This window comes from Tsukamurella sp. USMM236 (genome assembly GCF_037148755.1).
Classification (GTDB): Bacteria; Actinomycetota; Actinomycetes; order Mycobacteriales; family Mycobacteriaceae; genus Tsukamurella.
The window spans coordinates 782,750-808,498 of sequence record NZ_JBBCSS010000002.1 but is presented as its reverse complement, the minus strand read 5'-3'; the positions used below and the strand labels follow the sequence as shown (position 1 = coordinate 808,498).

General features: G+C 72.8%; 19 protein-coding genes. 15 read left to right on the top strand and 4 right to left on the bottom strand.

Annotation, left to right across the window (positions count from 1 at the left end; genetic code table 11):
- Window positions 1-46: 46 nt before the first annotated feature.
- Complete coding sequence (locus WFK95_RS09785) at window positions 47-1,339, bottom strand: acetyl-CoA C-acyltransferase (protein ID WP_224649916.1); 1,293 nt, start codon at window positions 1,337-1,339, stop codon at window positions 47-49.
- Window positions 1,340-1,484: 145 nt separating this feature from the next.
- On the opposite strand from WFK95_RS09785, the gene WFK95_RS09780 reads away from it, so the two are divergent.
- The 5 genes from WFK95_RS09780 (at window position 1,485) to WFK95_RS09760 (ending at window position 7,400) form a co-directional block, all read left to right on the top strand.
- Entirely contained in the window at window positions 1,485-3,311 is a 1,827-nt protein-coding gene (locus WFK95_RS09780; RefSeq protein WP_255604006.1) for a penicillin-binding transpeptidase domain-containing protein, read from the top strand.
- Window positions 3,312-3,539: 228 nt separating this feature from the next.
- A complete protein-coding gene (locus WFK95_RS09775) occupies window positions 3,540-4,163 on the top strand; it encodes a GNAT family N-acetyltransferase (RefSeq protein WP_336670547.1) in 624 nt (207 codons plus the stop codon).
- Window positions 4,160-5,029 (top strand): type I methionyl aminopeptidase, encoded by an 870-nt coding sequence (gene map / locus WFK95_RS09770; protein WP_336670546.1) that lies wholly within the window; start codon window positions 4,160-4,162, stop codon window positions 5,027-5,029. The genes WFK95_RS09775 and map overlap by 4 nt, the downstream gene beginning before the upstream one ends.
- A 2-nt stretch (window positions 5,030-5,031) precedes the next feature.
- Window positions 5,032-6,561, top strand: coding sequence for a cobyric acid synthase (locus WFK95_RS09765; RefSeq protein ID WP_336670545.1), 1,530 nt, complete (start codon window positions 5,032-5,034; stop codon window positions 6,559-6,561).
- Window positions 6,562-6,566: 5 nt separating this feature from the next.
- Window positions 6,567-7,400, top strand: a complete 834-nt coding sequence (locus tag WFK95_RS09760; protein ID WP_336670544.1) for an alpha/beta fold hydrolase — start codon at window positions 6,567-6,569, stop codon at window positions 7,398-7,400.
- A 170-nt stretch (window positions 7,401-7,570) separates the two neighbouring features.
- Here the strand turns inward: WFK95_RS09760 and WFK95_RS09755 are convergent, their stop codons facing one another.
- Window positions 7,571-8,980: a mycothione reductase gene (locus tag WFK95_RS09755; RefSeq protein WP_336670543.1), complete on the bottom strand. Its 1,410-nt coding sequence runs from the start codon at window positions 8,978-8,980 to the stop codon at window positions 7,571-7,573.
- A 1-nt stretch (window position 8,981) separates the two neighbouring features.
- On the bottom strand, window positions 8,982-9,974 hold the full coding sequence (locus tag WFK95_RS09750; protein ID WP_336670542.1) for an alpha/beta hydrolase: 993 nt from the start codon (window positions 9,972-9,974) through the stop codon (window positions 8,982-8,984).
- Window positions 9,975-10,135: 161 nt separating this feature from the next.
- On the opposite strand from WFK95_RS09750, the gene mqo reads away from it, so the two are divergent.
- From mqo to WFK95_RS09705, 9 genes are all read left to right on the top strand, one after another.
- Entirely contained in the window at window positions 10,136-11,632 is a 1,497-nt protein-coding gene (gene mqo, locus WFK95_RS09745; protein ID WP_336670541.1) for a malate dehydrogenase (quinone), read from the top strand.
- A gap of 4 nt (window positions 11,633-11,636) precedes the next feature.
- Window positions 11,637-12,086, top strand: coding sequence for a GNAT family N-acetyltransferase (locus tag WFK95_RS09740; RefSeq protein ID WP_336670540.1), 450 nt, complete (start codon window positions 11,637-11,639; stop codon window positions 12,084-12,086).
- Window positions 12,079-13,953 carry a VWA domain-containing protein gene (locus WFK95_RS09735; RefSeq protein ID WP_224649939.1) on the top strand — a complete coding sequence of 625 codons (1,875 nt, stop codon included), beginning with the start codon at window positions 12,079-12,081 and terminating at the stop codon, window positions 13,951-13,953. Before WFK95_RS09740 ends, WFK95_RS09735 begins: the two co-directional genes overlap by 8 nt.
- 105 nt (window positions 13,954-14,058) lie before the next feature.
- Window positions 14,059-14,676 (top strand): cob(I)yrinic acid a,c-diamide adenosyltransferase, encoded by a 618-nt coding sequence (cobO, locus tag WFK95_RS09730; protein ID WP_224649941.1) that lies wholly within the window; start codon window positions 14,059-14,061, stop codon window positions 14,674-14,676.
- Between the two features lie 55 nt (window positions 14,677-14,731).
- The gene (locus WFK95_RS09725; RefSeq protein WP_336670539.1) at window positions 14,732-16,081 is read left to right on the top strand and encodes a cobyrinate a,c-diamide synthase; all 1,350 of its coding nucleotides are present in this window, start codon (window positions 14,732-14,734) and stop codon (window positions 16,079-16,081) included.
- A 63-nt stretch (window positions 16,082-16,144) separates the two neighbouring features.
- Complete coding sequence (locus tag WFK95_RS09720) at window positions 16,145-16,744, top strand: DUF4822 domain-containing protein (protein WP_224649945.1); 600 nt, start codon at window positions 16,145-16,147, stop codon at window positions 16,742-16,744.
- A 30-nt stretch (window positions 16,745-16,774) separates the two neighbouring features.
- Complete coding sequence (gene cobA, locus WFK95_RS09715) at window positions 16,775-17,992, top strand: uroporphyrinogen-III C-methyltransferase (protein ID WP_336670538.1); 1,218 nt, start codon at window positions 16,775-16,777, stop codon at window positions 17,990-17,992.
- Between the two features lie 220 nt (window positions 17,993-18,212).
- Entirely contained in the window at window positions 18,213-20,543 is a 2,331-nt protein-coding gene (locus WFK95_RS09710) for an MFS transporter (RefSeq protein ID WP_336670537.1), read from the top strand.
- Between the two features lie 211 nt (window positions 20,544-20,754).
- Window positions 20,755-23,157 (top strand): MFS transporter, encoded by a 2,403-nt coding sequence (locus tag WFK95_RS09705; protein ID WP_336670536.1) that lies wholly within the window; start codon window positions 20,755-20,757, stop codon window positions 23,155-23,157.
- A 13-nt stretch (window positions 23,158-23,170) separates the two neighbouring features.
- Here WFK95_RS09705 and yaaA read toward each other — a convergent pair whose 3' ends face one another.
- Window positions 23,171-23,917, bottom strand: coding sequence for a peroxide stress protein YaaA (gene yaaA / locus WFK95_RS09700; protein WP_336670535.1), 747 nt, complete (start codon window positions 23,915-23,917; stop codon window positions 23,171-23,173).
- Window positions 23,918-23,942: 25 nt separating this feature from the next.
- Between yaaA and WFK95_RS09695 the strand changes: the two genes are divergently transcribed.
- Window positions 23,943-25,700 (top strand): proline--tRNA ligase, encoded by a 1,758-nt coding sequence (locus WFK95_RS09695; RefSeq protein ID WP_336670534.1) that lies wholly within the window; start codon window positions 23,943-23,945, stop codon window positions 25,698-25,700.
- Window positions 25,701-25,749 lie beyond the last annotated feature (49 nt).

Below are 25,749 nucleotides of genomic sequence, written 5' to 3'. Positions count from 1 at the left end.
GAGGCCGATATCGCCCTCGTGAACCGGAAATCGGCCGGATTCACGACTACACGCGCTCGAGGACGACGCTCGCGCCATGCCCGCCCGCCGCACAGATGCCGAGCAGCGCTGTGTCCTTGCCGGAGAGTGCGAGTTCGTTGGCCATCGTCGTGACCATGCGGGCGCCGGTGGCGCCGAACGGATGCCCGATCGACACGGAGCCGCCGTGCACGTTGAGCTTCTCCGGATCGATCTCGCCGACGGGGGTGTCGCGGCCGAGTCGCTCGGCGGCCCACTCCGGGCTGGCGAGGGCGTCGAGGACGGAGAGGGTCTGCGCCGCGAAGGCCTCGTGGATGTCCACGAGGTCGACGTCCTCCAGCTTGAGACCGGCCTTGTCCAGCGCGCGGGGCATCGAGATCGCCGGGCCGATGAGCACCTCGTCGGCCGGATCGACGCTGACGTAGCTCCACGAGCGGATCGCGGCCAGGGGGGTGAGGCCCAGCTCGCGGGCCTTCTCCTCGCTCATGATCAGGACCGCGGCGGCGCCGTCGGTGAGCGGGCTGGCGTTGCCGGCGGTGACGGTGCCCTCGCGCTCGAAGGCGGGCTTCAGCCGCGCCATCTTCTCGGCGCTCGTGTCGCCGCGCACGAGTCCGTCGCGGGCGACGGTCGTCCCGTCGGGCGTGGTCACCGGCACGACCTCGCGGTCGAACCGGCCCGAGGCGATCGCCGCGGCGGCGCGGGCGTGCGAGCGGGCGGCGAACGCGTCCTGCGCCTCTCGCGTGACGCCGTGGATCCGCGCCATCTTCTCGGCGGATTCGCCCATCACCTCGCCGGTGGTCCGCTCCTCGATGCGCGGGCGGCTGGGAAGGAGGCCGGTGAACGGCGCCAGGCCGATCGCGGCGTCGAGGTAGGCGCGGGGCGAGGGCTTGCCGAGGGCGAGGGGAGCGGCGGCCTGGACCAGCTTCTGCGGGAGGTTGACCGCGGCGTTGGAGACGGAGTCGGAGCCGCCGGCGATCATCACGTCGTACTCGCCGCGCTCGATCGCCGCGGCGGCGGTGGTGACGGCCTGCAGGCCGGAGGCGCAGGCGCGGGTCACGGTGTGCCCCTCGACGCCGTGCCCGAGGCCGAGGTCGAGCGCGATCTCGCGGGCGATGTTGGGCGCGCCCGCGGGCAGGATGACGCCGCCCCAGACGATGGCCTCGATGCGGTCGGCGACGGCCGGGACGCGGTCGAGGAGGCCGCGCACGGCGTGGTCCGCGAGCGCGATGCTGTCGAGGTGGACGTAGTCGCCGAAGGCGCGGACGAACGGGGTGCGCGCGCCGGAGACGATCACGGCGCGACGGCTCTGTGGAGTGGTCATGCGGCGATCTTACTCACGAGTCAGTTCGTCCGCGTGATCGCGGTCACGGCGTTTCGGCCGTCACCTGCGCCCCACCGGTCACACCCCAGCGCGGCAACCCGAACCGGGCGGCGCACCGTCCTACGCTGGGCCGGTGAAGAAGCCGATGCGCCGCGCCGTCGTGATCGTCGCCCTCGTGGCGCTGGTCGCGACCGGCGGCTGCTCGCCGGCGAACACCAACGGCCCGGGCCCGCTCGCGGTGCGCTTCGGCGCCGCGCTCGCCGACCACGACCTCGACGCCGCGGCGGCGCTGACGACCACGCCCGAGTCGGCGAAGAAGGCGCTGCAGGCAGCGTTCGCCGGGCTGCAGGCCCGGGGCGTGCAGCTCAAGGTCGGTCAGGTGCGGACCACCGGGGCGACCAGTCAGGTCGAGTACGAGTACATCTGGGACCTGCCCGCCGAGCAGGGGCGGTCGAGCCGGTCGTGGGACTACCGCGGCACGCTGACCGGCGTCCAGGAGAACGGGCAGTGGCGGGTGCGGTGGGCGCCGTCGGTGCTGCACCCGCGGCTCGGTGCGAACCAGACGATGGTGCTCCGCGCCCTGCCCGCCGACAAGGCGCCCGTGAACTCGGCGTCCGGCGGCTCCGTGCTCGTGCCGGGCGTCATCACCCGGATCCGGATCGAGGCGTCCAAGGTCGCGGCGCCGACGACGGTGCTCGACGTCGCCGGCCAGCTGACCCGCGCGCTGCAGCCGATCCTGCCCAACCTCGACCCGGTGCAGATCACCGAGCAGGCCACCTCGCTGAGCGCCCCGTACACCGTGGCCTCGGTGAATCAGGACGACCTGCGCAAGCTCGCCGGCGACGTGACGTCGCTCCCGGGGGTCACCCTCGTCGAGCAGGCCGATCTGGTGCCCACCGACCGCACCTTCGCGCCCGCGCTCATGTCGTCGATCAAGCAGAACGTCACTGGCGATCTGGCGGGCAAGGACGGCTGGGAGGTGATCGCGCAGGCCGACACCGGCGCGCGGGTCTCCACGCTGTCGACCACGGCGGCGCAGCCGGCGCCCGCGGTGTCGGTGAGCATCTCGCCGATCGCGCAGGCCGCCGCGCAGGCCGCCGTGAACACCCGTCGCGACCGGCAGTCGATGATGGTCGTGATCCAGCCCTCGACCGGCAACGTGCTCGCCGTCGCGCAGAACCCCGAGGCCGACAAGCTCGGCTCGCTCGCCACCTCGGGTCTGTACCCGCCGGGCTCCACCGGCAAGATCGTCACCGCGACCGCGGCGATCTCCGCGGGCATCGCCACCCCGGAGACGATCGTCCCGTGCCCGGGCACCCTCACCATCGGCGAGCGCGAGGTACCCAACTACAACCGCTTCGCCCTCGGCGACGTGACGATGCAGCGCGCCTTCGCCCGCTCCTGCAACACGAGCTTCGCCTTCCTCGGCGCCAAGCTCAAGCCCGAGGCGCTCAACACCGCGGCCGCCGAACTCGGCATCGGTCCCGACTACGCCATCGCCGGTCTGCCCGTTTCGTCAGGGCAGTACCCGCTGCCCAAGGCCATGGTCAACCAGGTCGAGGACAGCTTCGGCCAGGGCGAGGTGCTCGTCAGCCCGTTCGCCATGGCGCTGGCGGTCGCGTCCGTCGCGCACGGCGGCGCGGTCACCCCGCAGCTCCTCCTCGGCAAGCCCACCAAGGTCGACGGGGAGCGCCCCCCGCTCGACGTGAAGGCCGCCGACGGCGTGCGCGCCATGATGCGCGAGGTCGTCGCCTCCGGTACCGCCGAGCTGATCCGGGGCTCCGGCGACATCCTCGGCAAGACCGGTGAGGCGGAGGTCGACGGTGGCTCGCACGCCTGGTTCGTCGGCTACCGCGGCGACCTGGCCTTCGCCACCCTCGTCGTGCTCGGCGGCAGTTCCGACAACGCCGTCGCGGTCACCAAGGAGTTCTTCGACCGCTTCGACGCCCCCGTCTCCGCCGTGCCCAACTGAGGATCGGTGCCGACCCGGGAATCGATGCCCACCTGGTGCGGGTTCGTTCCGGCTCGGGGAGGACAGTGTCGGACCTATGAAATCGTGACCGTCAGTGACACTTCCGACAGCGGTGACCGTGTGTCCGAATTGTCACTGGCGGTCACGATTTCATAGCCATGGGGCGGCGCGTGCCCCCGCGCCGCCCTTCGGCGAACAGGATCACACGCCGGGGAAATGCGATTGCCCGTGCGAATCAGATCGGGCAGGGTCGGCGACATGGGCATCGAGCTGATCGCACCGACGGCCGACTGGCACGACGAGTGGCTGCGCAACGTCGCGGAGTGGGGCGACGTGACGCATCACCCGGGCTCCGGCAGCGCCCTGGCGCGCGACCTGGACCTGACGACGCCGTCGGACTTCGGGACCTGGGTGGATCGCATCAACGAGCAGGCGATGATCGACGGCAGCGGCGACCGCGTGCCCGCCACGAGCTGGTGGATGGTCGACGGTGACCGGTACCTCGGGGCGATCCAGCTGCGGCACGAGCTGAGCCCGCTGCTCGCCGAGCTCGGCGGCCACATCGGCTACCACGTGCGGCCCTCGGCGCGGCGGCAGGGCGTCGCCGCGACGGCGCTGCGCGAGGTGGTCCGGCGCGCCGCGGGATTCGGGCTGACCGAGGTCCTCGTCACCTGCGACGAGAACAACCTCGCCTCGCGCCGCACCGCGGAGTCGGCCGGCGGCGTGCTCACCCGGATCCGCCCCGTCGACGACTTCGGCATCGGCCACGACTTCCTCGAACCCGTCTGCCACTACTGGATCCCGACCGGGCCGGACGGGGAGCGTGCGGCGCCGATTACGCTGAACGGATGACCCGCGCTGCACTCGTTCCCGGCACCGTCTCACCCCGTCTGGCCGTCCCGGCGAAGATCGTGCGACCCGAGTACGTCGACAAGCCGTCGGCGAACGAGGGCAACGAGCCGTGGGTGCAGACCCCGGAGACCATCGAGAAGATGCGGGTGGCCTCGCGGATCGCCGCCGACGCGCTGCAGGCCGCGGGCGCCGCGGTGGCGCCCGGCGTCACCACCGACCACCTCGACAGAGTGGCGCACGAGTACATGCTCGACCACGGCGCCTACCCGTCGACGCTGGGCTACCGCGGCTTCCCCAAGAGCTGCTGCACCAGCCTCAACGAGGTGATCTGCCATGGCATCCCGGACTCGACGGTGATCGAGGACGGTGACATCGTCAACATCGACGTGACCGCGTACATCGACGGGGTGCACGGCGACACCAACGCCACCTTCCTCGCCGGCGACGTCTCCGAGGAGCACCGCCTGCTGGTCGAGCGCACCCGTATCGCCACCGAGCGCGCCATCAAGGCGGTCAAGCCGGGGCGCGAGCTCAACGTGGTCGGCCGCGTCATCGAGTCCTACGCGAATCGCTTCGGCTACACCGTGGTCCGTGACTTCACCGGCCACGGCATCGGCGAGACCTTCCACAACGGCCTCGTCGTGCTGCACTACGACGAGCCCAACGTCGAGACGGTGCTCGAGCCCGGCATGGTCTTCACCATCGAGCCCATGATCAACCTCGGCGGCCTCGACTACGAGATCTGGTCCGACGGCTGGACCGTCGCCACCACCGACAAGAAGTGGACCGCGCAGTTCGAGCACACCCTCGTCGTCACGGACGACGGTGCCGAGATCCTCACCCTGCCGAGCGCCCCCACCGCGTAACCGTGCGCGGTGCACTCCTCCTCGCCGGCGCCACCTCCGACGCCGGGAAGTCCACCGTCACGGCCGGACTCTGCCGTCTCCTGGCCCGACGGGGCGTGCGCGTCGCGCCGTTCAAGGCGCAGAACATGTCCAACAACTCCGTCGCCACCGTCGAGGCCGACGGCACCAGCGGCGAGATCGGGCGCGCCCAGGCGACCCAGGCGCTCGCGTGCGGTCTCGCACCGTCGACCCGGTTCAATCCGGTCCTCCTCAAGCCCGGCAGCGACCGCCGCAGCCAGCTGGTCCTGCACGGCCGGCCGGTCGGCGACGTGGGCGCCCGCGACTACGTCACCCGGCGGCAGTGGCTGCTCGACGAGGTGACGACCACGCTGCAGGGCCTGCGCGACGAGTTCGACGTGGTGCTCTGCGAGGGCGCCGGCAGCCCCGCCGAGATCAACCTGCGCGCCACCGACATCGCCAACATGGGGCTCGCGCGGGCCGCGAACCTGCCGACGCTGATCGTCGGCGACATCGACCGCGGGGGAGTGCTCGCGCACCTCGCGGGCACCGTCGCCGTGATGCCGCCCGAGGACCAGCGCCTGGTCTACGGCTTCCTCATCAACCGTTTCCGCGGCGACGTCTCGCTGCTCACGCCCGGCCTCGAGGAGCTCGAGGAGATCACCCGGCGCCCCACCCTCGGCGTGCTCCCGTACCTCACCGACCTCTGGCTCGACGCCGAGGACTCGCTCGCCGCGCTGGGCGCGGACCTCGTCGGCCGGGGATCGGCGCACCCCGACCCGATCCGCGTGGCCGCGGTCGCCCTGCCGCGCGTCTCCAACACCACCGACGTCGAGGCCCTCGCGTGCGAGCCGGGCCTGACGGTCCGCTGGACCACGCGGCCCGCCGACGTCGCCGACGCGGACCTGGTGGTTGTCCCCGGCAGCAAGAGCACCGTCGGCGACCTCGGCTGGCTCCGCGAGCGCGGCCTCGCCGACGCCCTCGTCCGTCGCGCGGCCGCAGGCGGCCCGATCGTCGGGATCTGCGGCGGTTACCAGATGCTCGGCCGAGGTATCGCCGACCCGAACGGCGTCGAGTCGGCGCCCGGCACCCGCGTCGACGGCCTCGGGATCCTCGACCTCGATGTCGAGTTCGCGCGTGCCAAGTGCGTGCGGAACGTCACGGGAACCGGGCTCGGCGTGGCGGCGACGGGCTACGAGATCCACCACGGCACCGTCGTCCGGAACGCGGAAAACCCTGCGCTGCACGGCTCGGACGGCCCGGAGGGGGCGCTCACGCCGAGCGTGCTCGGCACGCACTGGCACGGACTGTTCGGCTCCGACGATTTCCGCCGGGCGTACCTCGCCCGGACCTTCCCCGGCCGGGACCTCGGGCCCGTAGCGAGCTACGACGGTGCCCGCCTCGCCCAGCTCGACGCCATCGCCGACGCGCTCGAGGAACACTGCGACATCGACGCGATCCTGAGTCCTTTGCATTCCCCTGTCGCGTTTTCGGCGATCCTGCCGACCATCCGGATCATGAGTGACTACCGTTGACCACCATGCCGATCGATTCAGCTGACACGGTGCAGGTGCCCGCGGGCTCGTGGACCTTCGACGTGTCGGTCGGGGGGTCTGAGCACGGCGTACCCGTACTGCTGCTGCACGGATTCCCGCAGACCGAGGAGTGCTTCGACCAGGTGCGGGAGCGCCTCCACGAGGCGGGACTGCGCACCATCGCGCCCCGCCAGCGCGGCTACAGCCCGGGCGCCCGCCCGGTGGGGGTCGATCAGTACACGATGAAGCACCTCGCCGAGGACGCCGCGCGCATCCTCGACGCGCTCGAGGTGCCCTACGCGCACGTCGTCGGCCACGGCCTCGGCGCGACGGTGGCGTGGCACTTCGCCGCCGCCTATCCGCTGCGCGCCATGAGCCTGACGGCGGTCTCGTTCGGCCACCCGTCGGCGTTCGGCGACGCGATGGCCAACGATCAGGACCAGCGGCAGCGTTCGCGCTACCTGGAGCTGTTCCTGCGGTCCGGCGAGGCGGAGAAGGCGCTGCTCGCGAACGACGCGCGCACGCTGCTCGCCACGGCGCCCGGCGGCGGGATCGACGCCCTGGCGGACGAGCCGACACTCACAGCGGCGCTGAACTGGTACCGGGCGAACCTCGCGCCGGGCGGGGAGGGGCTGGACTGCCCCGTGATCGAGGTCCCCACCACACTGGTGTGGGGCACCCGCGACGCCATCGCCGGCGCCGCGCAGGCCAAGGGCACCGCGCACTACCTCCGGGCCGACTACCGGCTCAGCGAAGTGCCCGACGGTGACCACTGGCTCCCGCTGCGCGCCCCCGCGGCCCTGGCCTCGGAGATCGCGCTGCGGACGCTCCGGAACTGACCGCGCCCGCGCGCGGCCGTCCCGGAGCGGCTCGGGCTACTTGTCGCTGCCGCAGGTGCAGCTGTCGCCGCACGAGCAGTTCTCGCACGTGCAGTTCGGGTTGGAGCAGCCGGGGACCTTCGAATCATGCTGAGTCATGCATGTGACTCTACCCCGGGGAGCTCCTAGGATCACGCGTCCTTCGCCAGCCCCAGCAGCGCGTTCTCGACCAGCTCCGGCAGCGCCGGGTGGATCCAGTACTGCCCGCGCGCGAACTCCTGCGCCGGGATGGAGAAGGACATCGCCGTGATCGCCGACTGGATCAGCGCCGAGGCCTGGTGCCCGACGATGTGCGCACCGACCAGCAATCCCGTCGACCGGTCCGCGATGAGCTTGCACACGCCCTCGGCGTCGGCCATGGCCCAGCCGTAGGCGATGTCGGCGTACCGCTGTTCGGCGACGGCCACGTCGATGCCGCGGGAGCGCGCCTCCGCCTCGGTCAGCCCGACCGACGCGACCTGCGGGCGGGAGAAGACCGCGCCCGGCACGAACCGGTGATCGGACGTCGCGGCGGGGGAGTCCCACCCCGACAGCAGGTTCTCCGCGACGATCCGGGCCTCGTGATTGGCGACGTGCCGCAGCGGGAACCGGGTGCTCACATCCCCCAGGGCCCACACGCCGCGGACGGGGGTGCGCTGGTGCTCGTCCACGGGGACGCGACCGGCACCGTCGAGCTCGATGCCGATGGCAGGGAGTGCGAGGGAGTCGCCGTTGGGCGTGCGCCCCGTCGCGACGAGCAGGACGTCGCCCGCCACCGTCGAGCCGTCGGTGAGGTCCACCTCGACGCCGTCGCCCACCGGCCGGGTCGCGGTGACCTCGGTGCTCAGGCGCACGTCCCACCGCGACGAGGCGGCCTCGGTGAAGGCCTCGGAGATGGTCTGGTCCTGGGAGCGCAGCAGCCGCTCGCCCCGCGCCACGACGGTGACCTCGGCGCCCAGGCCGGCGAAGACGTGCGCGAACTCGGCCGCGATGTAGCCGCTGCCGACGATGATCACACGCCCCGGGAGCGCCTCCAGCCGCATGATCGTGTCGTTGGTGTGGAAGGGCGCCGCGCCGTCGGCGGTGAAGACGGGCGGGATCACGGGCCGCGAGCCGGCCGCGATCACCACGTCGCGTCCGGTGACGACGGTGCCGTCGGCCAGCTCGAGGCGGTGCAGCCCGTCGCCGGACCCGGGCAGGAACCACGCCTCCTGCTGGAAGACGGTGATGTTGGGGCACTTGTCCTCGCGGTAGCGCAGCCCGCCGGCGGCGTACCGGTCGATCCGCCCGAAGACCCGGTCGCGGATGTCGGCCCAGCGGGTGCCGGTGATCTCCGCGTCCACGCCGACCGCGCCGCCGTTGCGGGCCTCGTCGGCGACGTCGGCGGGGTAGACGAACATCTTGGTCGGGATGCAGCCGACGTTCAGGCAGGTGCCGCCGAAGGCGCCGTTGAACTGCCCCTTGTCGATGATCGCGATGCTGCGATCGTCGAACCGCTCGTCGGGGATGGTGTTGCCCGCCCCGGAACCGATGATGACGAGGTCGAAGACGCGCTCGGCCATGTCAGGCCTCGATCTCGCGGGCCAGCCACGCGCCCAGCTCGGCGTACGCGGTCTCGCGGGCGTCCTTCTCGGAGAGGAAGACGTCGTGCTTGGCGTTCTCGACGGGCACGACCGTGAGGCGCCCACCCAACGCGCCCGACCACTTCGCGATCTGCCGGGTGTCGAGGACGACGTCGGCGCGGCCGGCCTCCTCGCTCCACTCCTTGGGCGCGAAGCTCTTCGTCGAGCGCAGCACGAGCGACGGGACGCCGACGTCGAGGCCGCGGTGCAGAAGACTGTGCGCGACGCGGACGGCGCGTAGCCAGCCGAAGCGCACCGGGAAGCCCTCGATCGGCTTGATCCGGACGTCGAAGTCGAACTCGCCGTGCGCGCTGGAGTGGACCGTCTGGCCGTAGACGCCGACGGCCTCGACCGGGACGACGCGGGTGCCCACGGCCTTGCCGATGAGCTTGACGACGGGCGTCGCGACCTCGCGCAGCACCGCCGAGCCCTGCAGGTCGAACCACGGGCTGTCGAGCACGAGGCCGACGATCGGCGCGGTGCGGCCCGCCTTGCGGCGGCGGTCGAGCCACAGCGGGGTGATCAGGCCGCCGGTGGAGTGCGCCGCGACGACGACGCCGAGGCCGGGGTGCTCCTGCTCGATCGCCGCGACCGCGAGGTCGAGCTCGGCGTCGTAGACGGCGAAATCGGTCGCGTAGTGCGCCGATTGGCCCTCCCGCAGCGACCTCCCCGACTTGCGCAGGTCCAGCGCGTAGAAGGCGTAACCGCGGTCCGCGAAGAACTCCGCGACCGCCGTCTGGAAGAAGTAGTCCGAGAAGCCGTGCACCCACAGCACCGCGTGGTGGGGATCCGCGGGGCCGGCGACGTGCTTGACCAGCGTGGCCACGACGTCGCCGCCCGGCTCGCCGTCCGGGTCGGGGCCCAGCTCGAAGGTGTGCGCGACGAAGTCGTCGCCGAGGATGTCGGGGGAGTAGGTCAGCTCAGTGGTCGCCACGGCTTCACTGTAATGACGGCGGGGCGGGGCGTGGCACCGCACGGACGGTCCGGTGGTACTGCACGGTGTGCCGCGCGCCACCGGAGGGCCCCGGAGTAAGGTTCTCGCGCAGAAGGGGGCCGATGCGTGGCCCCGCCCCACGTCGAGGAGTGAACTACCAGATGGCCCGTAACGTGATCAGCACGGACGTCGCGCTCGTCGGCGCGGGAATCATGAGCGCCACGCTCGGCACCCTGCTCCGCAAGCTGGAGCCCAGCTGGTCGATCAACGTCTTCGAGTCCCTCGACGCCGCGGCCGCCGAGTCCTCCGACCCGTGGAACAACGCGGGCACCGGCCACTCGGCGCTGTGCGAGCTGAACTACACCCCGCAGGCCGCCGACGGCTCCGTGGACATCTCCAAGGCCATCACGATCAACGAGCAGTTCCAGGTCTCGCGCCAGTTCTGGGCGTACGCCGTGGACGCGGGCGTGCTCGACGAGCCGTCGGACTTCATCAACCCCATCCCGCACGCCAGTTTCGTGCACGGCGCCGACAACGTCGAGTACCTGCGCAAGCGCTACGACGCGCTGTCCGGCCAGACGCTGTTCGAGGGCATGGAGTTCTTCACCGACCCGGCCACGTTCTCCGAGCGCCTGCCGGTCATGGCCGCGGGCCGCAACTTCGGCGACCCGGTCGCCGTGAACTGGTACGAGGGCGGCACCGACGTCGACTTCGGCTCGCTGACCAAGAAGCTGATCAACTTCGTGGGCAAGGGCGGCGCCGTCCACTTCGGCACCAAGGTCACCAACCTCAAGCGCACCAAGGACGGCTGGCGCCTGACCGTGCGCAACCTGCGCACCCACGAGATCTCCTACGTGGACGCGCGGTTCGTCTTCGTCGGCGCCGGCGGCGGCGCGCTGCCGCTGCTGCAGAAGTCGGGCATCAAGGAGGCCAAGGGCTTCGGCGGCTTCCCCGTCTCGGGCCAGTTCTTCCGCTGCACCAACCCGGAGCTCATCGACCACCACGCCGCGAAGGTCTACGGCAAGGCCGCCGTCGGCGCCCCGCCGATGTCGGTGCCGCACCTCGACACCCGCGTCATCGAGGGCAACAAGGGCCTGCTGTTCGGCCCCTACGCCGGCTTCTCGCCGAAGTTCCTCAAGGCCGGCCAGTACACCGACCTGCCGCTGTCGGTGAAGCCGAACAACCTGCTCCCGATGATGGCCGTCGGTCTCAAGGAGATGGGCCTGACCAAGTACCTCATCGGCGAGCTCATGCAGTCGCCCGCCGACCGCGTGAAGACGCTGTCCGAGTTCGTGCCCCGCGCGACCGGCGGCGACTGGGAGCTCATCACCGCCGGCCAGCGCGTCCAGGTGATCCGCAAGGGCCCCGGCGGCGGCAACCTCGAGTTCGGCACCGCGGTGATCGCCGCGAACGACGAGTCGATCGCCGGCCTGCTCGGCGCCTCGCCCGGCGCCTCGACGGCCGTCCCGGCCATGCTCGACGTCCTCAGCAAGTGCTTCCCGAAGCACATGCAGGCGTGGAAGCCGCTGCTGCAGGAGATGATCCCGTCGTACGGCACCACCCTCAACGACAACAAGCAGCTGTTCGGCCAGGTCTGGGACTGGACCAACCGCACGCTGCAGCTGTCGCCGGGCGTCGAGGCCGACGCGCAGGGCTAGCGCCGTGCGCCGCGCCACCGGTGACGAACTCGACGCGAGGACCCTCTACGCGCTGCTGAAGCTGCGCGCGGAGGTCTTCATCGCCGAGCAGCAGAGCCCGTGGCTCGACGTCGACGGGCGCGACCTCGCCCCGTCGACGGTCCACCTCTGGCTGCCCGACGATGCCGCCCCCGGCGGTACCGACGTCGCGGTCGCGACGGTGCGCGTCACCGACGAGGGCCCCGGCCTGGCCGCGATCGGCCGGGTGTGCGCGGCACCGTCGCACCGCGGGCGCGGCCTCATCGGCGAACTGATGACCGCGGCGCTCGCCGAACTCGACGGTCGGGCCTGCCTGCTCGAGGCCCAGTCGCACCTCGAGAGCATGTACGCCAAGTACGGATTCGCCCGCGAGGGCGACGAATTCATCGAGGACGGCATCCCGCACGTCCCCATGAGGAGGCCCGCCGGTGTCTGACCGCTACCCGTTCAGCGCCGTCGTCGGCCACGACGAGCTGCGGCTCGCCCTCACCCTGTGCGCCATCGCGCCCGCCGTCGGCGGCGTGCTCGTGCGCGGCGAGAAGGGCACCGCGAAGTCCACCGCCGCCCGCGCGCTCGCCCCACTGCTGCCGCCCCGCCCCGACGGTGCGCCCGCCCGCCTCGTCGAGCTGCCCATCGGCGCCACCGAGGACCGCGTCGTCGGCTCGCTCGACCTGCACCGCGCCCTCGGCGAGGGACGCGTCGACTTCACGCCCGGCCTGCTCGCCGACGCCGACGGCGGCATCCTCTACGTCGACGAGGTCAACCTGCTCTCCGACCACCTCGTCGACGTGCTGCTCGACGCCGCGGCGATGGGGCGGGTCACCGTCGAGCGGGACGCCGTCTCCCGCTCGTACCCGGCCCGGTTCGTCCTGGTGGGCACCATGAATCCCGAGGAGGGGGAGCTGCGGCCGCAGCTGCTGGATCGCTTCGGCCTGGCGGTCGACGTGCGCGCCAGCCGCGAGGTGGACGCCCGCGTCGAGGTGATGCGCCGCCGCCTCGCCTTCGAGGCCGACCCCGCCGCCTTCGCCGCCGAGTACGCCGCCGCCGACGCCGAGCAGGCGCGCCGCATCGCGGAGGCCCGCGACCGGCTGCCCGCCGTAGCGCTGCCCGACGCCGAGCTGCGCCGCATCGCCGCGGTCTGCGCCGCCTTCGACGTCGACGGCATGCGCGCCGACCTGGTCATCGCCCGCGCCGCCCGCGCCCACGCCGCGTGGCGCGGCGCCGCCGAGGTCACCGAGGACGACGTCCGCGTCGCCGCGGCCCTCGCACTGCCGCACCGCAAGCGCCGCGACCCGTTCGACGAGCCCGGCCTCGACGACGCCGAGCTCGACCGCGCCCTCGACGACGCCCGCGAGGCCGACGATCCCGACCCCGACGACGACGGCCCGGACGGACCCGACGACGGGGGCCCGGACGGTGGCCCCGAGGGCGGCCCCGACGGCGGGCAGCCGGAACCGCAGTCGCAGGACGACGCAGTCGCGCCGGACCCGGAGCCGCAGGGCGCCCCGCTGCCGACCGCGCGGCACCGCACCGTCAGCCGGCTCACCGTGCCCGGCACGGGAACCGGGGGAGCGACGGGCCGCCGCTCCAAGTCGCGCTCCGACCGCGGCAGCGTCGTGCGCGCCGCGCCCGCCGGCACGGGCGCCGGCCTGCACCTGGCCGCCACGTTGCGCGCCGCCGCCCCCGCGCAGGCCGCGCGCGGCCGGGTCGACGGGCCGCTGCACCTCGCGCCGTCGGACCTGCGGTCGCCGATCCGCGAGGCCACCGAGGGCAACCTCGTCGTCTTCGTCGTGGACCTGTCCGGCTCGATGGCCGCGCGCGAGCGGATCGCGCTGGTCGGCGAGGCAGCGGTCTCGCTGCTGCGCGACGCCTACCAGCGGCGCGACAAGGTGGCCGTCATCGGCTTCCGCGGCGCCGAGGCCACCCTGCTCGTGCCGCCGACCCGCTCCGTCGACGTGGCCGTCGCCCGGCTCGCGCGGGCCCGCACCGGCGGCCGGACGCCGCTGGCCGAGGGCCTGATCGAGGCGCGGAAGCTGCTGCGCCGCGAGGACCTGCGGCCCGACGCCCGGCGCCCGCTGGTCGTGGTGCTCACCGACGGTCGCGCGACGGCCGGCCGGGATCCGTTGCCGCGCGCGCTCGCCGCGGCGGCGGGGCTGCACGCCGACGGTCGCGCGACGGTCGTCGTGGACTGCGAGACCTCGATGGTGCGGCTGGGCCTCGCGGCGAAGGTCGCGGCCGCACTCGGCGCGCCGATGCTCCCGCTCGGCGGCCTGAGCCCGCAGGATCTGGCCCGCGTCGCCTGACGTATGTTCCGAAAGTCGAATCCTGGCGGGCGGCGCGGCGATAGTCGTCGCCGCGCCTCGCTGGACTGAAGTCTCGTAAGCGCCCCGACCCGAAGGAGTGACGCCATGCCGCAGGGCAAGGTCGAATCGGTCCCCGACGACGGGCTGACCACCCGGCAGCGCCGCAACCAGGCGCTGCTCGCCGTGCACACCGGGCCGGGCAAGGGGAAGTCGACGGCCGCGTTCGGCATGGCCATGCGCGCGTGGAACCAGGGCTTCGACATCGGCGTCTTCCAGTTCGTCAAGAGCGCGAAGTGGAAGGTGGGCGAGGAGCAGACGATGCTCGCGCTGAACGAGCTGCACGAGCGCACCGGCGCCGGCGGTCCCGTCGAGTGGCACAAGATGGGGCAGGGCTGGTCCTGGTTGCGCCGCGACGACGACGCCGAGCAGGACCACGCCGAGGCCGCCCGCGACGGCTGGCGGGAGATCGCCCGCCGGCTCGGCGCCGAGCAGCACCGGTTCTACGTGCTCGACGAGTTCACCTACCCGCTCAAGTGGGGCTGGATCGACGTCGACGAAGTGGTCGAGACCCTGGCGAACCGCCCCGGGAACCAGCACGTGATCATCACCGGCCGCGATGCGCCGCAGGCGCTCATGGACGCCGCCGACCTGGTCACCGAGATGACCAAGATCAAGCACCCGATGGATGCGGGGAGGAAGGGACAGAGGGGGATCGAGTGGTGACGAACGGCTCCCGTGTCCCGGGAGGCGCGGTGGCCGGGGAGAACAGAGGGATCGAGTGGTAGCTCCCGCGGTCGTCATCGCCGCACCGTCGTCGGGCAGCGGCAAGACGACCATCGCGACGGGGCTGATGGGCGCGCTGGCGCGGACCGGCACCGTCGCCCCGTTCAAGGTGGGCCCCGACTACATCGACCCCGGCTACCACGCCCTCGCGACCGGTCGGCCCGGCCGCAACCTCGACGCGATCCTCTGCGGGGAGCAGCGCATCGCGCCGCTGTACCGGCACGGCGCGCGCGACGCCGACATCGCGGTCGTCGAGGGCGTGATGGGCCTGTTCGACGGACGCATCGTCGACGGCCCCGGCGGCGCGGCCACCGAGGGCATCGGCTCCACCGCGGACGTCGCGCAGATCCTCGGCGCCCCGGTGCTGCTGGTGGTCGACGCCCGCGGGCACTCGCAGTCCCTCGCCGCGCTGCTCGCGGGGTTCGCCACCTACCGGCCGGGTATCGCGCTCGCGGGCGTGATCCTCAACCGCGTCTCGAGCGCCCGGCACGAGCGGGTCCTGCGCGACGCCTGCGCGCACGCGGGCCTGGAGGCGGTCGGCGCGGTCCCCGGCGCCGCGGCGCTGGAGGTGCCGGCGCGGCACCTCGGCCTCATCCCCGCCGCGGAGCGCGGCGCGGAGGCCGTCGCCGCGGTCGCCGCGATGACGGAGCTGGTGGAGCGGCACGTCGACGTCGAGCGGATCCGCGCCCTGGCCCGGCCCGTCGCGGACGGGCCGCTGTGGTCACCGTCGGACGAGGTCGCGCGCGCGGGAGGGCCGGTCGTCGCGCTGGCCGGCGGCCCGGCGTTCAGCTTCGGCTACGCCGAGCACGAGGAGCTGCTGCGCGCCGCCGGCGCTCGGGTCGAGCGCTTCGATCCGCTCACTGACGAGTTGCCCGGCGGCGCGGCCGCCGTGGTGCTCCCGGGCGGCTTCCCGGAGGTGTACGCGGAGAAACTGTCGGCGAACGCGGCGCTGCGCGATCAGCTGCGCGCCCTCGTCGACGCCGGGGGCGCGATCCACGCCGAGTGCGCGGGGCAGCTATACCTCGCGGAATCGCTCGACGGGGTGCCCATGTGCGGGATCGTGCCGGGTGCCGCGACCTTCACCCGGCGCCTGACGCTGGGCTACCGTGACGCCGTCGCCCTCGGCGCGAGCCCGCTGTTCGCGCCCGGCGAGCGCGTGACGGGGCACGAGTTCCATCGCACCGCGCTCGCCGCGGGGCCCGCGCCGGCATGGGGGTGGAGGGACGGCGACGGACGTCCCGCGACCGATGGGTTCCTTTCGCCCACAGTGCACTCCTCGTATCTGCACGTGCATCCTGCCGGATATCCCGAGGCGGTCGAACGCCTGGTCAGAGCGGTCGCGTGAGGAGTTCGTCTCACCCTGAGCGGGGGCCTCGCGCGGGCTGAGAGCTTCCTGTACAAAAGCCTCATGCACAAGTCGATCAAGCTCGTCTCCGTCACCTTCGCCGCCGCCGCCGTGGTCGCCACCTCCGCCTGCGCCGCCGGCTCCTACGCCGCACCCGGCTCGCCCTCCTCCTCCGCCAAGCCCAGCGCGTCGGCGAAGCCCTCCGCCAAGCCCTCCACCAGCGCCTCGGCGAGCGCGTCGGCCAAGCCGTCGGCTTCGAAGCCCACCCCGGTCAAGGCCGGCACCCCGAGCGCGATCCTCGCCTCGACCGCGTGGGAGACCACCGCCGCCAAGGACGCGAAGGGCGCCAAGGTCGCGCTGACCGACAAGAACGTCAAGAACTACGTCGGCTGGGCCTACTTCAAGAAGGACGGCACCTTCACCCTCTACAACCTGGACGATTCCGCCAAGGGCAAGGGCGACTGGACCGTCTCGCCCGACGGCAAGACCCGCACCATCGTCGCCAAGAACGCCGACGGCAGCGTCCAGTACAAGCGCACCGTCGAGATCGTGACCCTCACCGAGAAGGAGTTCACGTACCGCGTGTACCCCGAGGCCTCCAACAAGGCCGTGTACTACGACATCGTGCACACCGCCACCAAGCACGCCGAGCCGCGCGCGTAGTGACGGAGGCCGCTCACTAAGCTGAGCGGAATGAACAGCCACGGCGCCCCGCACGATCCCTACCTCGTCGGTCTGGATCTGCGAGGGCGCCGTGTCGTCGTCGTGGGGGCGGGCACCGTCGTCCAGCGGCGACTGCCGGTCCTCCTCGCCGCGGGCGCGGACGTCCACGTCATCGCGCCCGAGGCCACGCCCGCCGTCGAATCGACGCCCGGCATCGTCTGGCACCGCCGCGAGTACGCCTCCGGCGACCTCCTGGGCGCCTGGTACGCCCTCGCCGCCACGAACGATCCGGCGGTGAACGCCGCCGTCGTCGCCGAGGCCGAGGTGCAGCGCACCTTCTGCGTCCGCGTCGACCTCGCCCGCGAGGGCACCGCCGTCACCCCCGCCACCGTCGCCACGGACGGGCTGCAGGTGGGCGTCCTGGCGTCCGGGGATCACCGACGGTCCGCGGCCGTCCGCGACAGCCTGCGCGCCGTCCTGACCGGCGACGAGGCCGCGCGCCCCACTCGCAAGCCCGAGGGCGTGGCCCTCGTCGGCGGGGGGCCGGGCGACCCGGACCTCATCACCGTGCGCGGCCGGGCGCTCCTCGGGCTGGCCGACGTGGTGGTCGCCGACCGGCTCGCCCCGCCCCGCCTGCTCGCGGAGCTCGCCCCGCACGTCGAGGTCATCGACGCCGCGAAGGTGCCGTACGGCCGGGCCATGGCGCAGCAGGCCATCAATCAGGTCCTCATCGATCGTGCGCGTGAGGGCAAGTTCGTGGTGCGGCTCAAGGGCGGCGACCCCTATGTCTTCGGTCGCGGCTTCGAGGAGCTCGAGGCGCTGGCCGCCGAGGGCATCCCGGTCACCGTCGTCCCGGGCATCACCAGCTCGATCGCCGCGCCGTCGGCCGCGGGCATCCCGGTGACGCACCGCGGCGTGACGCACGAGTTCGTGGTCGTCTCCGGCCACGTCGCGCCGGGGCATCCCGACAGCCTCGTCGACTGGGACGCGCTCGGCCGGCTGCGCGGCACAGTCGTGGTGCTCATGGCGGTGGAGCGGCTCGCGGCGATCGCCGAGGCCCTGATCGCGGGCGGCCGGCCGGCCGAGACCCCGGCCGCGGTGGTCGAGAACGCGACCACCGGCGGGCAGCGCACGGTCCGCGGAACCCTCGCCACCATCGCGGCGGACGCCGCGACCGCGAACGTCGTGCCGCCCGCGGTGCTCGTCGTGGGTGCGACGGCCGGCTTCACGGCGGCGTTGGGCGACTGACTCGCATCCCCGGGTGTGGGTTTCCGTGTGTGTCGGCGAAATGTGACGCCCCCACGCGGGAAACCTCGACCGAGGCGGGGAACAGCGCTCTGGGCTGCGCGAATCGCCCGATTCAGGGGATTTTCGCAGAAGCGAAAACTGTCACTTCAATAACTCTCGTCACAATTGTTACCGTTCTCGACTTCCGGATCGGCCGGGGGAGTCGGTAGCCTCGGGCATCATGACTTCCACGATGGCGCCCTCCAGCCCGGCGCAGACGTACCGCGTCAAGGGCAGCGCCGTCGGCATCCCGATCCTCGTCCTGTGCGGCATGATCTTCCTCTCGGTGCTCGACGGCACCGTCGTCTTCGTGGCGATGCCGGAGATCCAGGACGCCCTCGGCCTCTCGGACGCCACCAAGGTCTGGGTCTTCGGCGCCTACGCGCTGACCTTCGGCGGATTCCTCCTCCTCGGCGGCCGCCTCGGCGACACCTTCGGCCGCAAGAAGATGTTCCTGCTCGGCGTCATCGGCTTCACCGTGGCGTCCGCGCTGGCGGGATTCGCGACCAACGAGGCGTGGCTGCTGGCCGCGCGCGTCGGCCAGGGCCTGTTCGCCGCGATCGCCGGTCCCACGGCACTCGCGCTGATCGCCACCACCTTCGCGCCGGGCAAGGCGCGCAACCAGGCCTTCGCCGTCTTCGGCGCCATGGCCGGCCTCGGCTCGATCGCCGGGCTGGTCGCCGGCGGCCTGCTCGCCACCATCGACTGGCGACTCATCTTCTGGATCAACGTCCCCGTCGGCATCGCCTGCGCGATCGGCGGCTGGTTCACCCTCGACGAGGCGGTGGCCGAGCGTCGGCACGCCCTCGACGTCAAGGGCGCCGCGCTCGCGGTCGCGGGCTGCGTGACGGGCGTCTACGCCCTCACCGCGGGCCCCGAGGCGCACTGGCAGAGCACGTCGGTCTACGTCGCCGCCGTGGTCAGCGCGGTCTGCCTGGCCCTGTTCCTCTGGGTCGAGCGGACCGCCAAGAACCCGATCCTGCCCTTCTCTCTGTTCAACAACCGCAACCGCGTGGCGGCGATGCTCGCGATCCTGGTCTGCGGCGCCCTGATCCCGACGCTCGGCTTCTACGTCGCGCTGACCTTCCAGCTGGTCCTCGGCTACACCCCGTTCCAGTCCGGCCTCGCGCTGCTGCCCTTCGCCATCGGCTTCGGCATCGCGGTCGCGATCAGCGCCTCGCTGGTCCGCCGCTTCCAGGCGCGGTGGCTGGTCGCCTTCGGCGGCTTCATCGTCTTCCTGCCCTGCCTGTACGTGCCGACCCTGATGAGCAAGGCCCCGGCCACCATCGACTACTTCCCGCAGATCGCGATCCCGGTGTTCCTCATCGGCATCGGCGTGGGCATGGCCGTCGTGCCGCTGCCGCTCGGCGCCGTCGCCGGCGTCCGCCCGTCGGAGATCGGGCCGCTGACCGCGCTCATCGAGGTCGCGCAGAACCTCGGCGGCATCATCGGCCTCGCCTCGGTGCAGGTCGTCGTGACCTCGCGGATCATGGCCGAGGGCGGTCCGACCACCGGGCACCTGCGCCACGACTCGCTGACCGGCGACCAGATCCACGCCCTGGCCTCCGGTTACGGCCTCGCGTTCATCGCGTGTGCCGCGATCCTCATCCTGGCCGGCCTCGTCGTCGTCCCCTTCATGCGCTTCACCCCGGAGGAGATCGCCGAGGGCCAGGCGGCCAAGGAGTCCAGCGAGTCCGGCGGTGCCATCCCGTCCACGTCCTTCCCGGCCCAGGCCTTCGAGGACGATGACGACGACGTCGATGACGACTGGGAGCCCCTCGAGGGCGACGTCACGTCGGGCTCCTTCGCCGCGATCCGCCGCGAGGACTTCGACCGCGCCTACAACGAGCAGCCCGGCGATCCCGAGCCGGTGTACTTCACCGACCGCTTCCGGGCCATCAAGCGGGCCGAGGTCGACGAGTCGGTCTCCCCGCTCGCCGGCCTCGGGGTCCAGCCGGGCCCGCCGCAGGCCGCCCCGCAGCCCGCGGCTCCGCAGCCCCCGACGCAGCAGGTACCCGTCGCCCGGCCGCAGCAGCGCCCGCAGCCGACGGCCCCGCAGCAGGCGTACTCGCAGCCGAGCGACCCGTTGACCCGCCCGGCCCCGACTGCCCCCCAGCAGGCCTACTCGCATCCCAGCGATCCGCTACCGCGTCCCGTCGCCCGCCCGGGCGAGGGCCTCGCCGGCATCGCCCGCCCGTCCGGCCCGATCCAGCGGGAGAGCGTCGACCTGCCGCGCCCGCCGGTACCGCCCGCGCCCCGGGCGTCCGTCCCCGACTACCGCCCGCCGCGCCCCGCGCCGCAGCAGTACCGCGCGGACCCGCCGGCGCCGCGGCCCGACGGTGCCGTGCAGCGCCCCGGCGCCGACCGGCTGCAGCCGCAGTTCGAGGCAGCCGCAGCTGGCGCGCGCAGCGGCCGGCACGCGGCCCCCGAGCCCGACGGCATGCATCGTCCCGAGCAGACGACGCAGGCCGATCGCGTGAGCCGCGCCCGCCGGCACCGCCTCGAGGACTGAGGGCACCCGCGCCCGGCGTGTCGTCCGAGATGTGAGCGAGCGCCACAGGTGTCACGCCCGATCGCGCCCGATACCGTCCCTGGTCTGCGGAAAGCGCCGGCTCCGATGATTGCTGAGTGCACGCATTGGGGCGTCCGGCCGGGCGACACGACCCGAAAACCGGCGTGAGCGATTTCTTCGCGACTTCTCTCAGCCGGTAGCCTCGGTCTCCATGACCTCAACGATGGCCCCCGGGGCCCCGGCGCAGACGTACCGCGTCAAGGGCAGCGCTCTCGGTGTCGCCATCGTCGTCCTCTCCGGCATGATGTTCCTCGCCGTCCTCGACGGCACCGTCGTCTTCGTCGCGCTGCCGCGGATCCAGGACGCGATGCACCTCTCGGACGCCGCCAAGATCTGGGTCTTCGGCGCCTACGCGGTCACCTTCGGCGGCTTCATGCTGCTCGGGGGGCGCCTCGGCGACACCTTCGGGCGCAAACGGATGTTCATCCTCGGCGTCGCGGGATTCACCCTCGCCTCCCTGCTCACCGGTTTCGCCACCAACGAGGCGTCGCTGCTCGTCGCGCGCGCCGCTCAGGGCCTCTTCGCCGCGATCGCGTGCCCCACGGCGCTGGCGCTGATCGCCACCACCTTCGCGCCCGGCAAGGCGCGCAACCAGGCCTTCGCGATCTTCGGCGCGATGGCCGGGCTCGGCTCGGTGTCGGGCCTCGTCGCCGGCGGCCTGCTCGCGACGTGGGACTGGCGCTTCGTCTTCTGGATCAACGTCCCCGTGGGCATCGTGTGCGTCATCGGCGCCGTCATCGCCCTGGAGGAGTCGACCTCGGAGCGTCGCCACGCCCTCGACATCAAGGGCGCCTTCCTCGCCGTGGCGGGCTGCGTCGCCGGCGTCTACGCCCTGACGATGGGGCCGGAGTCCCACTGGCAGGGCGCGAGTATCTACATCGCCGGCGCCGTCAGCGTGGTCTGCCTGGCGGCGTTCCTCGTGGTGGAGCGCACCGCCAAGAACCCGATCCTGCCGTTCTCGCTCTTCCACAACCGCAACCGCGTGGCGGCGATGGTCGCCATCCTCGTCTGCGGCGCCCTGATCCCGACACTCGGCTTCTACGTCGCGCAGACCTTCCAGCAGGTGCTCGGATACACCCCGCTGCAGTCCGGCCTGGCCCTGATCCCGTTCGCCGTGGGCATGGGAATCGCCGCCCCCATCTCGTCCAAGCTCGCGCTGAAGTTCCAGGCCCGCTGGCTGGTCGCGATCGGCGGCCTCATCGTCTTCCTGCCGTGCCTCTACGTGCCGACGCTCATGACCAAGGACCCGTCGGCGGTCAGCTATTTCCCGTACATCGGGTTGCCCGTCTTCCTCATCGGCCTGGGCGTGGGCTTCGCGATGATCCCGCTGCCGATCTGCGCCCTGGCCGGGGTGCGTCCGTCGGAGACCGGTCCGATGTCCGCGCTGGTCGAGGTGTGCCAGAACATCGGCGGCATCGTCGGCCTGGCCTCCGTGCAGGTCCTGGTGACCTCCCGGATCATGAAGGAGGGCGGCCCGACCAAGGGCGAGATCACCCACGAGATGCTCGACGACGCGCAGCGCAGCGCGCTGGCGTCGGGATACGGCCTGGCGTTCATCGCCTGCGCCGCGATCCTCATCCTCGCCGGCCTCGTCGTGGTGCCCTTCATGCGGTTCACCCCGGAGGAGGTCGCCGAGGGGCAGGCCGCCCAGGAATCGAGCAAGTCCGGCGGATCGATCCCGTCCACCTCCTTCCCGGCGCAGGCGTTCGACCACGACGATGACGATGTCGACGACGACTGGGAGCCCCTCGAGGGCGACGTCACGTCCGGCTCGTTCCCGGCGGTGCGCCGCGAGGACTTCGACCGCGCGTACAACGAGAAGCCCGGGGATCCGGAGCCGATGTACTTCACCGACCGCTTCCGCGCGATCAAGCGCCCGCAGGCCACGGGGCAACAGCCCGCGCAGCAACCCGTGCAGCACCGACCGGCCGCGCAGCCGCCGCAGGCGCCCCCGGTCGCGCCGCCGCAGCCGCAGCAGGCGTACTCCCACCCCAGTGACCCGCTTCCCCGCACCGGACAGCCCGGCGAGGGCCTCGCCGGCGTCGCCCGGCCGTCGGGCCCGATCCAGCGCGAGAGCACCGACCTGCCGCGCCCGCCGCAGCCCCCGCGCCCCGCGGCGGACCCGCAGTACCGGCCCCCGGTGCCCCCGCACGCCCGGCAGCGCCCGAGCGCGCCGATCCAGCGCCCGAGCGGTCAGGTGTCGCGCCCGAGCGCCCCGATCCAGCGTCCCAGCGGGCAGATGCCGCGCCCGAGCGGGCCGGTGCCCGGCCCGCAGGGTCCGGCGGGCCCGCCGGTCCAACGGCCCAGCGGCGCGATCCAGCGCCCCGGCCGGCAGGCGCCGCCGCAGCCCGGCGGTCCCGGGCCGCGCCCGAGCGGCCCCGTGCAGCGGCCCAGCGCGCCGATCCAGCGCCCGCCCGCCGCCCACCAGCCGGAGGCACCGTCGAACGGCGGGCGGCACGCGCTGCCCGAGCCCGACGCCATGCACCACCCCGAGGCCTCGGCGCAGGCCGAGCGCGTCAGCCGCGCCCGGCGGCACCGCCTCGACGAGGACTAGCGGCGAGCCCGAGTCACCCCGCGGTGACGATCGTGACCTCGGTCGGCGACGAGAGTTCCGCGCGCAGGCCGGCCTTCTCGGCCACCTTCACCACGGCCCGCGCGTCGCCGGGCTCGGCGCGGCTGACCACCAGCGCGCGCGCCAGCAGCCCCTTGTGGTGCTTGTTGAAGTGCGAGACCACGGAGCGCGAGCCGTCGGCCTTCTCCGTCACGACGGTGGCGGTCACCGCCCCCGGCACCCGGCCCAGCGCCGCGTAGCCGCCGGACCGCAGGTCCACGACGAGGCCGCGGTCCGCGGCGGCGAGCGCCTCGGCCAGCGCGGGCTTCCAGGCGGCCGCCAGCGTGCCCAGGCCGGGCAGCTTCGAGCCCGAGGAGAGCCGGTAGGCGGGGATCGGGTCCTGCGCGCCCACCGTCCCGAACAGAGCCGAGCCCACGGCCAGGCGGGCGTCGGCCTTCGCGCGTTGCGCCTTGGTCAGCCCGCGGACGTCGAGGGCGTCGTAGAGCACCCCCGTGTACTGCTCGATCGCGGGCCGGGTGGCGGCGGTGCGCAGCGCGCGGTTGCGCTCCAGCTCGTCGGTCTGCCCGTCCGAGAGTCCCAGCGCGGCGCGGGCGGCACCGTCGTCCTGCGAGACGGCGATGAGGGCGTCGAGGAGGCGTTCGCGGGTCGCGGTGAGCGACGGGAAGGTCAGCGCGCCCAGGTCGAGGGGCGCGCCCGAGCCGCCGCCGGCTTTGGTTTCGGACGGGGGAAGCAGGATCAGCACACCGGACACACTAAGCTGTGGCGTCGTGATCACCCGATTCTCCCAGCTGTTCCTGCGCACGCTCCGCGACGACCCCGCGGATGCGGAGGTCCCCAGCCACAAGCTGCTCGTCCGTGCCGGCTACGTGCGGCGCATCGCGCCCGGCGTCTACTCCTGGCTGCCGCTGGGCCTGCGGGTCCTGCGGAACGTCGAGCAGGTCGTCCGCGAGGAGATGAACGCGATCGGCGGCCAGGAGATCCTGCTGCCCGCACTGCTGCCGCGCGAGCCCTACGAAACCACCAACCGGTGGACCGAGTACGGCGACAGCCTCTTCCGCCTGAAGGACCGCAAGGGCGCCGACATGATGCTCGGCCCCACCCACGAGGAGATCTTCGCCCTCACCGTGAAGGGCGAGTACAACTCGTACAAGGACCTGCCGGTCATCCTGTACCAGATCCAGACCAAGTACCGCGACGAGGAGCGGCCCCGCGCGGGCATCCTCCGCGGCCGCGAGTTCGTCATGAAGGACAGCTACAGCTTCGACACCACCGACGAGGGCCTCTCCGAGGCCTACGCCCAGCACCGCGCCGCGTACCAGAAGATCTTCGCGCGCCTGAACGTCGAGCACGTCATCGTCTCCGCCACGTCCGGCGCCATGGGCGGCAGCGCCTCCGAGGAGTTCCTCGCGGTGAGCCCCGTCGGCGAGGACACCTACGTCCACTCGACCGAGTCGGATTACGCCGCGAACGTCGAGGCCGTGGTCACGCCCGCGCCGTCCGCGATCCCGCTCGACGGCCTGCCCGCCGCGCAGGTCTTCGACACCCCCGGCACGCCCACCATCGACACGCTCGTCGCCTGGGCGAACGAAGCCGCCGACGGTGCCTCCGTCCTCGGCCGCGAGGTGGTCGCGGGGGACACGCTCAAGAACGTCATGGTCAAGACCCGTGCCCCCGGCGGCGACTGGGAGCTCCTCGGCGTCGGCGTGCCCGGCGACCGCGAGGTGGACTTCAAGCGCCTCGAGGCGTCGCTGGAGCCCACCGAGGTCGCGCTCATCGAGGCGGAGGACTTCGCGAAGTACCCGTTCCTCGTCAAGGGCTACATCGGCCCGAAGGCGTTGCTGGAGAACGAGGTCCGCTACCTCGTCGACCCGCGCGTGGTGACCGGCACCGCCTGGATCACCGGCGCCGACGCGCCGGGGCAGCACGTCGTGAACCTCACCGCGGGCCGCGACTTCACGCCCGACGGCACCATCGAGGCCGCCGAGGTCCGCGACGGCGACGCCTCGCCCGACGGCAAGGGCGTGCTGCAGTCGGCGCGCGGCATCGAGATCGGCCACATCTTCCAGCTGGGCCGCAAGTACACCGACGCCTTCGAGGTCGACGTGCTGGGCGAGAACGGCAAGCCCGTGCGCCTCACCCAGGGTTCCTACGGCGTCGGCGTCTCGCGCCTCGTCGCCGTCATCGCCGAGCAGCAGCACGACGACAAGGGCCTGCGCTGGCCCAAGGGCATCGCCCCGTTCGACGTGCACGTGGTGATCGCGAACAAGGACGAGGGCGCCTGGACCGGCGCCGAGTCGCTGGCCGCCGAGCTCGACGCCGCCGGCCTGCAGGTGCTGCTCGACGACCGCAAGGCCTCGCCCGGCATCAAGTTCAAGGACTCCGAGCTGGTGGGCGTCCCGACCGTGGTCGTGGTCGGCCGGGGCTGGGCCGACGGCGTCGTCGAGCTCCGGGACCGCCTGACCGGCGAGTCCCGCGAGATCCCCGTCGCCGACGCCGCCGCGCAGATCGTCGCCGCCGCGAAGTAGTCGACAACCACGAGGGGCCCGCACCGGATCGGTGCGGGCCCCTCGGGGG

What these genes read in the sequence shown, in the direction of transcription:
- WFK95_RS09785 (WP_224649916.1), bottom strand. Translation starts at nt 1,339, where the DNA reads ATGACCACTCCACAGAGCCGTCGCGCCGTGATCGTCTCCGGCGCGCGC.
- WFK95_RS09780 (WP_255604006.1), top strand. Translation starts at nt 1,485, where the DNA reads ATGCGCCGCGCCGTCGTGATCGTCGCCCTCGTGGCGCTGGTCGCGACC.
- map (WP_336670546.1), top strand. Translation starts at nt 4,160, where the DNA reads ATGACCCGCGCTGCACTCGTTCCCGGCACCGTCTCACCCCGTCTGGCC.
- WFK95_RS09760 (WP_336670544.1), top strand. Translation starts at nt 6,567, where the DNA reads ATGCCGATCGATTCAGCTGACACGGTGCAGGTGCCCGCGGGCTCGTGG.
- WFK95_RS09755 (WP_336670543.1), bottom strand. Translation starts at nt 8,980, where the DNA reads ATGGCCGAGCGCGTCTTCGACCTCGTCATCATCGGTTCCGGGGCGGGC.
- mqo (WP_336670541.1), top strand. Translation starts at nt 10,136, where the DNA reads ATGGCCCGTAACGTGATCAGCACGGACGTCGCGCTCGTCGGCGCGGGA.
- cobO (WP_224649941.1), top strand. Translation starts at nt 14,059, where the DNA reads ATGCCGCAGGGCAAGGTCGAATCGGTCCCCGACGACGGGCTGACCACC.
- WFK95_RS09720 (WP_224649945.1), top strand. Translation starts at nt 16,145, where the DNA reads ATGCACAAGTCGATCAAGCTCGTCTCCGTCACCTTCGCCGCCGCCGCC.
- cobA (WP_336670538.1), top strand. Translation starts at nt 16,775, where the DNA reads ATGAACAGCCACGGCGCCCCGCACGATCCCTACCTCGTCGGTCTGGAT.
- WFK95_RS09710 (WP_336670537.1), top strand. Translation starts at nt 18,213, where the DNA reads ATGACTTCCACGATGGCGCCCTCCAGCCCGGCGCAGACGTACCGCGTC.
- WFK95_RS09705 (WP_336670536.1), top strand. Translation starts at nt 20,755, where the DNA reads ATGACCTCAACGATGGCCCCCGGGGCCCCGGCGCAGACGTACCGCGTC.